This is a genomic window from Bradyrhizobium sp. BRP20 (assembly GCF_020194215.1).
GTDB classification, from domain to species: Bacteria; Pseudomonadota; Alphaproteobacteria; order Rhizobiales; family Xanthobacteraceae; genus Bradyrhizobium; species Bradyrhizobium yuanmingense.
In genome coordinates, this window is record NZ_JADYVY010000002.1 from 293,721 (window position 1) to 305,809 (window position 12,089).

The window sequence follows — 12,089 nt, forward strand, 5'->3', positions numbered from 1 at the left end:
AGAAAGAGCAGCCCGGCATGCAGTTCGCTCTGAATGAGGATCAGATCGCGGTTCGCGACATGGCATTGGCGTTTGCGGCCGAGAAGATCGCGCCGCACGCGCTGCGTTGGGACGAGGAGAAGTATTTTCCAGTCGAGGTGATGCGCGAAGCCGCCAAGCTCGGCATGGGCGGCATCTATATCCGCGACGATGTTGGCGGCTCCGCCATGACGCGGTTCGACGCAGCGCTGATCTTCGAGGCGCTGGCGACGGGCTGCCCGACCACCTCGGCCTTCATCTCCATCCACAATATGGCGAGCTGGATGATCGATGCCTTCGGCAGCGACACCCAGCGCCACCAATGGCTGCCGAAGCTCTGCACCATGGAGCTGATCGCAAGCTACTGCCTGACCGAGCCGGGTGCCGGCTCGGACGCCGCGGCGCTGCGCACGCGCGCCGTGCGCGACGGCGACCACTACGTCCTAAACGGCCAGAAGCAATTCATCTCCGGCGCTGGCGGCACGGATATTCTGGTCGCGATGGTACGTACCGGTGGCGACGGTCCCGGCGGCATCTCGACCCTCGTCATCGACGGCAAGGCGCCGGGTGTCTCCTTCGGTGCCAATGAGCGAAAGATGGGCTGGAACGCGCAGCCGACCCGCGCGGTGATATTCGAGAACGCCCGCGTGCCTGTGGCCAATCGCCTGAGCGAGGAGGGCACAGGCTTCAAGATCGCGATGGCCGGCCTCGACGGCGGCCGTCTCAACATTACGGCGTGCTCGCTCGGCGGCGCGCAAGCAGCACTCGACAAGGCGCGCGCCTACATGAAGGAGCGCAAGGCGTTCGGGAAGCGGCTCGACGAATTCCAGGCGCTGCAATTCCGTCTCGCCGACATGGCCATCGAGCTGGAGGCTGCGCGCACTTTCCTGTGGCGCGCCGCCGCGGCGCTCGATCGCAAAGACCCCGACGCCACCATGCTCTGCGCCATGGCTAAACGCTTCGGCACCGATGTCGGGTTCGAGGTTGCCAACCATGCGTTGCAGCTTCACGGCGGCTACGGCTACCTCAGTGAATACGGCATTGAGAAGATCGTGCGCGACTTACGCGTGCACCAGATACTCGAAGGCACCAATGAAATCATGCGGCTCATCGTGGCGCGCAAACTGATCGAGGGCGCGCGATGAGCGGAGCGGAAGAGGGCGATCTCGTCGCGCGCGTCGAAGGCGCCGCCGGCATCATCAGGCTCAATCGTCCCAAGGCGATCAATGCCGTGACGCTGGAGATGTTTCGCGACATCGACAAGGCGCTCGATCGCTTCGAAGTTGATCCTGCAATTGCCGTGATCCTGCTGGAAGGCGCCGGCGAGCGCGGCCTTTGCGCCGGCGGCGACATCCGCACGCTCTGGGAAAGCTCGAAGGCTTGTGGCGATCTCGGCAAGATCCTGTGGCGCGAGGAGTACATCCTCAATGCCCGGATCAAGAAGTTTCCAAAGCCCTATGTCGCCTTCATGGACGGCATCGTGATGGGCGGCGGCGTCGGGCTTTCAGCGCATGCCAGCCATCGTATCGTCACCGATCGGACCAAGCTCGCGATGCCCGAAGTCGGCCTCGGCTTCTTCCCCGATGTCGGCGGCACCTATCTGCTGTCGCATTCGCCGGGCGAGATCGGCACCTATTTCGGGCTGACCGGCCAGACCATGAACGGGCCGGACGCGATCCACGCGAAGTTTGCCGATTGGGTGGTGCCGGCGGCGAGATTGCCGGAGCTGCGCGAGGCGCTGACCAAGCTGCGGTCCGGTGCGACCGCAGCCGATGTCAGCAAGCTCATCGACGGCTTCGCCTCCGGCGAGACTGCGGGGCCGGTCGCCGCCAGGGAGCCGGTCATCGATGCGTTGTTCGGCTTCGACCGCATGGAGGACATTGTCGCTGCGCTGAAGCGCGATGGTTCCGAGTTCGCGCTGGCCACGCTGAAGACGCTGAACGAAAAATCGCCGCGCGGCATGGTGGTCACGCTGAAGCTACTGCGCCTTGCGCGCGGATCGAGCCTGGAAGAGTGCCTGGTTCGCGAATACCGCGCCGCGCTGGAGGTGTTTCGGAGCGATGATTTTCGCGAGGGCGTGCGCGCCGCCGTGATCGACAAGGACCGCAACCCGACCTGGTCGCCGCCGCGGATCGAGGATGTGACGCCGGACATGCTTGCGCCCTATCTCGCGGAGATCGGCGCGGACGAGCTGAAGTTCAATTAACAACGCTGTAGCGGAGGAAACGACAATGGCCACGATCGCATTCATCGGTCTCGGCAACATGGGCGGCCCGATGGCGGCCAACCTCGTCAAGGCCGGCCACAAGGTGGTGGCGTTCGATCTTGTCGAAGCCTCGCGCAATCAGGCCAAGGCCGATGGCGCCAGCATCGCCGACAGCGCCCCGGCCGCGGTGAAGGGCGCCGATGTCGTCGTCACCATGCTGCCCGCAGGCAAGCACGTGCTCGGCGTCTGGAACGAGGTCGTGCCCGCCATGACCAAGGGTGCGCTGATCATCGACAGCTCCACCATCGATGTTGAAAGCGCGCGGGCCGCGCATGCGCTCGCCGCCAAGCACGGCGTGCTCTCGGTCGATGCGCCGGTCTCCGGCGGCACGGGCGGTGCCAAGGGTGCGACGCTCACCTTCATGTGCGGCGGCGAGGAGAAGGCATTTGCCGCGGCCAAGCCCGTGCTCGAGAACATGGGCAAGAAGATCGTGCATTGCGGCGGTGCCGGTGCCGGCCAGGCCGCAAAGATCTGCAACAACATGATCCTCGGCATTTCCATGATCGCGGTGAGCGAGGCCTTTGCGCTCGGTGAAAAGCTCGGGCTCTCGCATCAGGCGCTGTTCGATGTGGCCTCGACCTCGTCCGGCCAGTGCTGGTCGCTGACGACCTATTGCCCGGTGCCGGGCCCGGTGCCGACCTCGCCGGCCAACAACGATTACAAGCCGGGCTTTGCCTCGGCGCTGATGGTGAAGGACCTCACCCTGGCGCAGGATGCGGCCAAGGCTGCGGGCGCGGCGACGCCGCTCGGCAAGCATGCGCAGGAGATCTATCAGTCTTTCGACGCAGCCGGCCAGGGCGGGGTGGATTTTTCCGGAATTATCAAGCACGTTAGGAGTTTAGCCGGGAAAGCTTGATGACCACATTCCAGGAAGCACGCGCGTTCCTTCTGCAACACCGCACGGAATACGAGGCTGCGGTCAAAGGTTTCCGCTGGCCTGATCCGGTTCCTTTCAACTGGGCGCTCGACTGGTTCGACGCCGAGCTCGCGGCCAATGCGGACAGCAAGGATCGGCCCGCGCTCTGGATCGTCGATGCCGCCCAGGACAAGCAGACGAAGCTGTCCTTTGCGGCGCTGTCGCGCCGCTCCAACCAGGTCGCCAACTTCCTCCGCGCGCAGGGCCTCCGGCGCGGCGACCATCTCCTGCTGCTGCTCGGCAACGTGGTTCCGCTGTGGGAGACGATGCTTGCCGCGATGAAGCTCGGCGTGGTCGTCATTCCCGCCACGACGCTGCTGACCGCCGACGAGCTGCGCGACCGGCTCGATCGCGGCAAGGCAAGGGCAGTGGTCGCCGCGCAGGACCAGGTCGCGAAATTCACGAGCCTAGGCGCCGAGAATGTCGTTCGCATCGTCGTCGGCGCGGCCTCCGACGGTTGGCTGGCATATGACGAAGCAGCAAAAGCTTCCGAAAGCTTCGCGCCTGATGGTCCGACCAATGCCGACGATCCGATGCTGCTGTATTTCACCTCGGGTACGACAGCAAAACCAAAATTGGTGCGACACAGTCAGCGCAGCTATCCCGTCGGCCATCTCTCGACGATGTACTGGATCGGGCTGAAGCCCGGCGACGTCCATCTCAACATCTCCTCGCCCGGCTGGGCCAAGCATGCCTGGAGCTGCTTCTTCGCGCCGTGGAATGCGGGTGCGACCGTGTTCGTGGTCAACCAGCCGCGCTTTGATGCCAAGTCGCTGCTTGCCACCATCGGCCGCTGCGGCGTCACCACGCTGTGCGCGCCGCCGACGGTGTGGCGGCTGTTCATCCAGGAGAACCTCGCCTCGTTCAAGGTGGCGCTTCGCGAGGTCTGCGGCGCCGGCGAGCCGCTCAATCCCGAGGTGATTGATCAGGTGCAGGCGGCCTGGGGCCTCACCATTCGCGACGGCTACGGCCAGACCGAGACCACGGCGCTCGCCGGCAATTCGCCGGGCCAGCCGATCAAGATCGGCTCGATGGGCCGTCCGTTGCCGGGCTATCGCGTGCAGATCAGCGATGCCGACGGCCATCCCGCAAAGGAGGGCGAGGTGACGCTGGTGCTCGGCGCCGACCGCCCCGCCGGCCTGATGCAGGGCTATCAGGGCGACGACGGCAAATTGTCCGGCGCCGCAGGCGCGCTCTATCGCAGTGGCGACGTCGTATTCGCGGATGAGGACGGCTACTTGACCTTCGTCGGCCGCTCTGACGACGTCTTCAAATCCTCCGATTATCGCATCAGCCCGTTCGAACTGGAGAGCGTCCTGCTCGAGCACGAGCTGGTCGCGGAAGCTGCGGTGGTGCCGAGCCCGGATCCAATCCGGCTCGCGATCCCCAAGGCGTTCGTGCTGCTGACCGCGGGTGCAGAACGCTCGCCGGAAACCGCGCTATCGATCTTCAAGCACCTGCACGCGCGTCTGGCCCCGTTCAAGCGCATCCGCCGCCTCGAAATCGTCACCGAGCTGCCGAAGACGATCTCTGGAAAGATCCGCCGCGTCCAGCTACGACGGCTCGAACGCGACGACGATCGCAGCGATCCCTTGCGCGGCCGGGAATTCCGTGAGGAGGATTTTCCGGAGCTGGCGAAGACACGGAGTGAGACCTAAGTGAACGAAGTCTGGAAGAAGCCGCCTGTTACGCTCGAGGCCTATCAGGCCATGATCGGCAAGGAGATCGGCGTATCGTCGTGGCACCTGATCGATCAGCCCCGCATCGACAGCTATGCCGACGTGATCGAAGATCACCAGTTCATCCACGTCGATCCGGAACGCGCGAAGAAGGAAACCGCGTTCGGCACTACCATTGCGCATGGTTTTCTCACGATGTCGCTGCTGTCGATCATGTCCTACGAGGTGATGCCCGTGATTGCGGGCACCACGATGGGCGTGAATTACGGCTTCGACAGGCTGCGCTTCATCTCGCCGGTGCGCTCAGGCAAGCGCGTGCGTGGCCGTTTCGTGCTGGCGGAAGCCAAGCTCCGCAAGCCAGGCGAGCTCCAGTCCCGCACCAACGTCACGGTCGAGATCGAGGGCGAGGATAAACCGGCGCTCGTCGCCGACTGGCTCGGCCTGATCTATTTCGAGTAGGCCCGTGCCGTCCTTGCCGGGCTTGACCCGGCAACCCATCGCTGCTCAAAAGCCTGTCGATTTTGATGGATGGCCGGGTCAAACCCCGCCATGACGGCTAACATCTGGGAAACCCACTATGCCAATCAGGTTCGACGGACGCGTCGCCATCGTCACCGGCGCGGGCAATGGTCTCGGACGCGCGCATGCGCTGGGGCTGGCGAGCCGCGGCGCCAAGGTCGTGGTCAACGATTTCGGTGGCGCGCGCGACGGCACCGGAGGCTCGCTGTCGCCGGCCGAGGCCGTGGTCGAGGAGATCCGCAAGGCCGGCGGCATCGCGATGGCCGACGGCGCCGACGTCTCCAATTTCGAGCAGGTCACCGCCATGGTCGAGCGCGCTACCAAGGAGTGGGGCAGCGTCGATCTCTTGTGCGCCAATGCCGGCATCCTGCGCGACAAGTCGTTCGGCAAGATGGAGGTGGCCGATTTCCAGAAGGTGCTCGACGTGCATCTCGTCGGCACCTTCTATTGCTGCAAGGCAGCCTGGGCCGGCATGCGTGACCGCAATTACGGCCGCATCGTGCTGACGACGTCGTCCTCGGGCCTCTACGGCAATTTCGGCCAGGCCAATTACGGCGCCGCGAAATCCGGCATGGTCGGCTTGATGAACGTGCTCGCCGAGGAGGGCCGCAAGAACGACATTCGCGTCAACATCATCTCGCCGACCGCGGCGACCCGCATGACCGAGGAGCTGTTGCCGCCGCAGGCGCTGCAGCTGATGAAGCCGAACGCGATCACGCCTGCGGTCGAGTACATGCTGAGCGAGGATGCACCGACCCGCACCATCATGGGCGCGGGCGCCGGCTCGTTTGCGGTGATCAAGATTTTGGAGAGCGAAGGTATCAACCTGCCGGAGAGCGAGTGGACGCCGGATGCGATCGCCGCGCATTTCGCCGAGATCAGCGACATGTCGAAGGCCAGGGCGCTGCAGGGCGCGTTCGAGCAGACGCAGAAATACGTCGCCCAGGCCGCGGCGCGGGCGGGGATCAAGCTCTGACCGACGTCGCCGTCATCGGCGCAGGTCCCGCCGGGCTGATGGCGGCGGAGGTGCTGGCGTCAGGCGGCGCCCGCGTCACTGTCTACGACGCGATGCCGTCGGCGGGACGCAAATTCCTGATGGCCGGCCGCGGCGGACTCAACCTCACTCACAGCGAACCGCTGCCGCAATTCATGGCGCGCTACCGCGAGGCCGCACCGAAGCTGCAGGCGGCGGTCGAGGCATTTTCGCCCGATGCGCTGCGTGCCTGGAGCGAGGCGCTGGGCGAGCCGACCTTCGTCGGCAGCAGCGGACGCGTGTTTCCGAAAACGTTCAAGGCCTCGCCCTTGCTGCGCGCCTGGCTGCGGCGGCTCGATGCCGCCGGTGTCCGCTTTGCTTTTCGCCATCGCTGGATCGGCTGGGACGGCGAGGGTCGGTTGATCTTTCAGACGCCGAAAGGCGTCTCCGCCATCGAAGCGAACGCCACGCTGCTCGCGCTCGGCGGCGCAAGCTGGCCGCGGCTCGGCTCGGACGCCGGCTGGGTCGACATCCTCGCTGCAAAGGGCATTGCCGTCTCGAAGCTGCGGCCGGCCAATTCCGGCTTCACGGTCGCATGGTCCAAAGTGTTCCGTGACCGTTTCGAAGGCCAGCCGCTCAAGGGCGTGGCGCTGACGCTTCGTGCGCACACGGTGCGCGGAGAGGCGATGATCACCCGCAGCGGCATCGAAGGCGGCGCGATCTACGCGTTGTCGGCGGAACTGCGCGAGGCTGTGCTGAATCTCGGACAGGCGACGCTGATGATCGGGTTGCGGCCCGATCTCGACGCCGCTGCGCTGACCACGCGGCTGTCAGGCGTGCGTGGCAAGCAATCGCTGGCGAACTTTTTGCGCAAGGCAGCGCAGCTGTCGCCGGTCGGCATCGGCCTCATGCAGGAGGCCGCCATCGCCTCCAGCCGCCCGCTCGCATCGTACTCGCCGGCGGAGCTCGCAGGGCTGATCAATGCCATTCCAGTTCAGCTCACCGGAGTGGCGCCGATCGATCGCGCGATCTCGACCGCGGGTGGAATTATGTTCGACGAGCTCGACGAGCAATTCATGCTGCGCAAATTGCAAGGTGTGTTCGCCGCCGGCGAGATGCTGGATTGGGAGGCGCCGACCGGCGGCTATCTCTTGCAGGCGTCCTTCGCGACTGGGGCTGCCGCGGGCAGGGGCGCGCTGGAGTGGCTCAAACGCTAACCCCCGTCATTGCGAGCGCAGCGAAGCAATCCAGAATCCCTCCTCCGCGGAAGTCTGGATTGCTTCGTCGCAAGAGCTCCTCGCAATGACGTCGCGGAAGCAGAGTGTCGTTACCGCAGCTTCCCCCGCGCCGCCACCGGCAGCGTGCCGATGATCTCCTCGCCGCGTACCATCACCACCTCGTCCATCATGTTGACGACGACGCAGACATGGTTCGGCACGATGCGCACGACGTCGCCGACATTGGGCCGTGTGTTGCTGCGGGAGAGGTCGAGGAAGCCGTGCTCCTCGGCGAACTTCGCGATTTTGACTTCGGGGTGTTCCAGGATCAGACCGTGGCCGTCGAGCCCGCCGGTGTCCGTGGTCAGCGTCTTCGAGCCGGCGTCGAGAATGCCGCGCTCGGGCGCGGCGCGGCTCACCACGGTCGAATAGATGTGCAGCGCGCAATCGTCCCAGGTCGCCGAGCCCGCGGCGACCTGCATGCGATCGTTGTAGATGTAGGTGCCGAAGCGGTGCTCGGTGCCGCCCTTGAGCTTGCCGATATTGACGAGGTTCGGCGTGCCGCCGGTCGAGACGATCTTGGCGTCGAGCCCGTGCGCGCGCACGCCAGCCAGCGCCTCGTCGTAGAACTTTTGGGCCTCAGCCCAGCCGGTCTCGGTCGGATACAGCATGAAGCCGGCGAACTCGAGGCCCTTGGAGGCCGCGATCTCGCGCGCCAGCGCAATGGCCTCGGCCGGGGTCTCGACGCCTGCGCGCTTGCGCCCGGTGTCGCACTCGACCACGACCGAGAGCGGGCGGCCTGACGCCGCAGCCGCCTTGGGCAGGCCGGCGACGACGGTCGAATTGTCGGCCGCCACCGTCATGTTGGCCTTCGCCTGCAGCGCGCCGAGCCGCGCCATCTTCTCATCGCCCAGCAGATTGTAGCTGATCAGGATGTCGTCGATGCCGGCATTGGCCATGATCTCGGCTTCGCCCAGTTTCTGGCAGGTGATGCCCTTGGCGCCGGCCGCGACCTGCATCTTGGCAATGGTCGGGTTCTTGTGCGTCTTGATGTGGGGGCGATTGGCGATTCCGGCGTCGTCGCAGGCCTTCTGGATCCGCGCGATGTTGCGCTCGACCCTGTCCATGTCGATGACGGCACACGGTGTGCCGTATTCGCGGGCGATCTTGGCTGCAAGAGTTGTTGTCATGAGTTATGCCTGTTCAATCTCTTCGCGGAGCATTTCGAGTTCGAGCCAGCGCTCTTCGGCGGCGGACAGTTCTTCGTGCGCCTTGGCGATGGCAGCCGAGGTGTCGTCGAATTTTTTGCGATCTTTCGCATAGAGACCGGGGTCGTCGAGCACACGCTGCAATTTTGCAATATCGGCGTGCAGCGTTTCCATCTTCTTCGGCAGCGTTTCCAGCGCGTGCTTCTCGTTGAAGCTGAGCTTGCGCTTGGGCGCGGACGAGGGGACCGCTGCGCGCTCGTCCTTCTTCTCCGCCAGCGGTGGCGCTTTCGGCGCCTCGCGCTTCAAATCGGCGCCACGTTGGCTCAGCATGTCGCTGTAGCCACCGGCATATTCGGTCCACTTGCCGTTACCCTCCGGCGCAATCACCGAGGTGACGACGCGGTCGAGGAAGTCGCGGTCGTGACTGATCAGGATGACGGTGCCTTCGTAGTCGCCAAGCATCTCCTCGAGCACGTCGAGCGTTTCGAGGTCGAGATCGTTGGTCGGCTCGTCCAGCACCAGGAGGTTCGACGGCTTTGCCAGCGCTCGCGCCAGCATCAGCCGGCCGCGCTCGCCGCCCGAGAGCACCTCCAGCGGTGTGCCGCGTTGCTCCTGCGCGAACAGGAAGTCCTTCATGTAGCCGACGACGTGCTTCGGCTTGCCGCCGACCATGATTTGATCGCCGCGGCCGCCTGTGAGCGCTTCCGCCAGTGTCGATTTCGGATCGAGGCTTTCGCGATGCTGGTCGAGCGTCGCCATCTCCAGATTGGCGCCGAGACGTATCGTCCCGGAATCCGGCTGCATGCCGCCGGTGAGCAGGTTGACCAGCGTGGTCTTGCCGGCGCCGTTCGGCCCGATGATGCCGAGCCGGTCGCCGCGCTGGATGCGGGTGGAGAAATTCTCGACGATCTTGCGCTCGCCGTAGGATTTCGTGATGCCCTTGGCCTCGATCACCAGCTTGCCGGACTGCTCGGCTCCGCTGGCTGCGAGGTTGGCGCTGCCGGCGGTGCCGCGATAGTTGCGGCGCTGGGCGCGCAGCGCATGCAGATTGGCGAGCCGCTTGACGTTGCGCTTGCGGCGGCCGGAGACGCCGTGGCGCAGCCAGTGCTCCTCGTCGACGATCTTGCGGTCGAGCTTGTGCTGGTCGCGCTCCTCCTCGGCCAGCACCTCGTCGCGCCAGCTCTCGAACGAGGCAAAGCCGCGATCGATCTGCTTGATCCGGCCGCGATCGAGCCAAGCGGTGGAGCGCGAGAGATTGGTCAGGAAGCGACGGTCGTGGCTGATGATGACGAGCGCGCTGCGCCTGGAGTCGAGCTCCTGCTCCAGCCATTCGATGGTGGCGAGATCGAGATGGTTGGTCGGCTCGTCCAGCAGCAGGATGTCGGGCGAGGGCGCCAGCACGAAGGCCAGCGCCGCGCGGCGCGCCTCGCCACCGGAGAGGTTGTGCGGGTTCTCCTCGCCGGTGAGGCCGAGCTGCTCCAGGAGATAGCGCGCCTGGTGCTGGTCGTCCCCCGGCGCGAGCCCGGACTCGACATAGGCGAGCGTGCTCTTGTGCGCGCCGAAATCCGGCTCCTGCGGCAGGTAGCGCACCGTTGCGCCGGGCTGCACGAAGCGTGTGCCGGCGTCAGGCTCGACCAGGCCGGCCGCGATCTTCAGCAGGGTCGATTTGCCGGAGCCGTTGCGGCCGATCAGGCAGACCCGTTCGGATGGCGCGACGTTGAGCTCGACGCCCGACAGCAGCGACGTGCCGCCGAAGGTCAGCCTGATGTCTTTGAGTTGGATCAGCGGCGGGGCCATGGCTAACTTTGGCTCGTTGCGGCCTGATCTGCGCGGCGGCGCTGGATCCGGCGCAGTGTCTGGTCGAGCGCCGAGAGGAAGCTGGAGCGGTCTCGCGGCGAGAACGAGCGCGGGCCGCCGGTGACTTCGCCGGCCGATCGCAGGTCCGTCATCAGATTGCGCACCGCCAGCGTCATCCCGATCGATTCTTCGGTGAACGGCTTGCCGTTCGGCGCGATCACGTCGGCGCCCGCCTTCACACAGCGGCTCGCCAGCGGAATGTCCGAGGTCACAACCACGTCGCCGGGCCTGGCGCGCTCGGCGATCCAGTCGTCCGCGGCGTCCATGCCGCTGCCCGCGGCGATGCGCTCGATCAGAGGGTCCTGCGGCACGCGGATGAAATTGCCGGCGACCACGCTCACGGGCACGCCGTGCCGGATCGCGACGCGATAGATTTCGTCCTTCACCGGACAGGCGTCGGCGTCGACAAAGATGCGGGTCGGGGTCTCGGTCATTCCGCCGCGTGGTACCGCATTCGGGCCGCAAAGGCGAGGGGATTGACCCCAGTTCCTCAGGCCCTACGATCGCTCCTGAAACAACAAGAACAGGGAAAGGCCAGTCATGCCGAACCGGCTCGAAACCTATCGCGTCACGGCCTACAACACCGCCAAACAATCCGAAAACAAGATGCACGACGACAATGTGGCCCGCCGCTTCGGCTTTTCCGGCGGGCTGGTCCCCGGCGTCGACGTCTTCGCCTACATGATGCACGTGCCGATCGCGCGCTGGGGGCGGGACTTCCTGTCGCGCGGGCTGGTCGAGGCCCGCTTCATCAAGCCGGTCTATGACGGCGAGACCGCCGATGTCGATGCCACCGAGCACAACGGCCTGCTGACCATCGAGGTGTTCAGTCGCACCGAGCTGTGTGCCACGGGAACGGCGTCGCTGCCGGCGGCGGTGCCGGCATTGTCGTTGAGCGACTATGTCGAAGTCCCCGCCGCCGCCGAGCGCAAGCCTGTCAGTCCTGCGACATTCGAGCTGGGCAAATGGCTGGGCACGACGCCGCGCCGGTGGGCCGGGCAGGATGCGGCCGACTATCTCACTGACGTCAGGGAGGCCGATCCGATTTTTGCCCGCGAGAGCCTCGGCCATCCCGGCCTGATCCAGCGCGTCATGAACCGCGTCCTGGTGGACAACACCATCCTGGGTCCCTGGATCCACGTGGGCAGCCGCATGCAGCTGCTGTCCGCCGCGCGCGCCGGCGACGAGATCACGGCGCGGGCCAAGGTCACTGCGAATTACGAGAAGAAGGGCCACCGCTTCGTCGAGTTCGACGCGCTGGTCGTCGCCAACGGCACGACGCCGCTCGCGCATTGCCAGCACACCGCGATCTACCAGCCGCGCGAGCAGGCGGCGGCGTAGCGGACAGTTGGGAAAGCCCACGCCCGTCAATCAAGGACGTCGTCATTCCCCGCGAAGGCGGGGAATCCAGTACGCCGCAGCTTCTCGGTCAATCG

Annotated in this window: 11 protein-coding genes; 8 read left to right on the forward strand and 3 right to left on the reverse strand. The window is 65.6% G+C overall.

All coding sequences use genetic code 11. From position 1 onward, the window contains the following. Positions 1-17 precede the first annotated feature (17 nt). From I6F33_RS05980 to I6F33_RS06010, 7 genes are all read left to right on the forward strand, one after another. On the forward strand, positions 18-1,163 hold the full coding sequence (locus tag I6F33_RS05980) for an isobutyryl-CoA dehydrogenase (protein WP_109144067.1): 1,146 nt from the start codon (positions 18-20) through the stop codon (positions 1,161-1,163). Next, positions 1,160-2,224, forward strand: a complete 1,065-nt coding sequence (locus I6F33_RS05985) for an enoyl-CoA hydratase/isomerase family protein (protein ID WP_225141523.1) — start codon at positions 1,160-1,162, stop codon at positions 2,222-2,224. The genes I6F33_RS05980 and I6F33_RS05985 overlap by 4 nt, the downstream gene beginning before the upstream one ends. Continuing rightward, positions 2,220-3,140 carry a 3-hydroxyisobutyrate dehydrogenase gene (gene mmsB, locus I6F33_RS05990; protein WP_276324953.1) on the forward strand — a complete coding sequence of 307 codons (921 nt, stop codon included), beginning with the start codon at positions 2,220-2,222 and terminating at the stop codon, positions 3,138-3,140. The genes I6F33_RS05985 and mmsB overlap by 5 nt, the downstream gene beginning before the upstream one ends. Further along, complete coding sequence (locus tag I6F33_RS05995; RefSeq protein WP_225141525.1) at positions 3,140-4,858, forward strand: AMP-binding protein; 1,719 nt, start codon at positions 3,140-3,142, stop codon at positions 4,856-4,858. Before mmsB ends, I6F33_RS05995 begins: the two co-directional genes overlap by 1 nt. Next, positions 4,859-5,338 carry a MaoC family dehydratase gene (locus I6F33_RS06000; RefSeq protein WP_036001055.1) on the forward strand — a complete coding sequence of 160 codons (480 nt, stop codon included), beginning with the start codon at positions 4,859-4,861 and terminating at the stop codon, positions 5,336-5,338. A gap of 118 nt (positions 5,339-5,456) precedes the next feature. Further along, positions 5,457-6,374, forward strand: coding sequence for an SDR family NAD(P)-dependent oxidoreductase (locus I6F33_RS06005; protein ID WP_225141536.1), 918 nt, complete (start codon positions 5,457-5,459; stop codon positions 6,372-6,374). Then, positions 6,371-7,588 carry a TIGR03862 family flavoprotein gene (locus I6F33_RS06010; RefSeq protein WP_225142031.1) on the forward strand — a complete coding sequence of 406 codons (1,218 nt, stop codon included), beginning with the start codon at positions 6,371-6,373 and terminating at the stop codon, positions 7,586-7,588. The genes I6F33_RS06005 and I6F33_RS06010 overlap by 4 nt, the downstream gene beginning before the upstream one ends. A gap of 110 nt (positions 7,589-7,698) precedes the next feature. Here the strand turns inward: I6F33_RS06010 and I6F33_RS06015 are convergent, their stop codons facing one another. From I6F33_RS06015 to I6F33_RS06025, 3 genes are read right to left on the reverse strand one after another with little or no spacing between them, the layout of a single operon-like run. Next, entirely contained in the window at positions 7,699-8,778 is a 1,080-nt protein-coding gene (locus I6F33_RS06015) for a D-TA family PLP-dependent enzyme (RefSeq protein WP_225141537.1), read from the reverse strand. A gap of 3 nt (positions 8,779-8,781) precedes the next feature. Beyond that, the gene (locus tag I6F33_RS06020) at positions 8,782-10,593 is read right to left on the reverse strand and encodes an ABC-F family ATP-binding cassette domain-containing protein (protein WP_225141538.1); all 1,812 of its coding nucleotides are present in this window, start codon (positions 10,591-10,593) and stop codon (positions 8,782-8,784) included. 2 nt (positions 10,594-10,595) lie between these two features. Further along, entirely contained in the window at positions 10,596-11,087 is a 492-nt protein-coding gene (locus tag I6F33_RS06025) for a YaiI/YqxD family protein (protein ID WP_057028908.1), read from the reverse strand. Positions 11,088-11,193: 106 nt separating this feature from the next. Between I6F33_RS06025 and I6F33_RS06030 the strand changes: the two genes are divergently transcribed. Then, a complete protein-coding gene (locus I6F33_RS06030; RefSeq protein ID WP_225125768.1) occupies positions 11,194-11,994 on the forward strand; it encodes a hypothetical protein in 801 nt (266 codons plus the stop codon). Positions 11,995-12,089 lie beyond the last annotated feature (95 nt).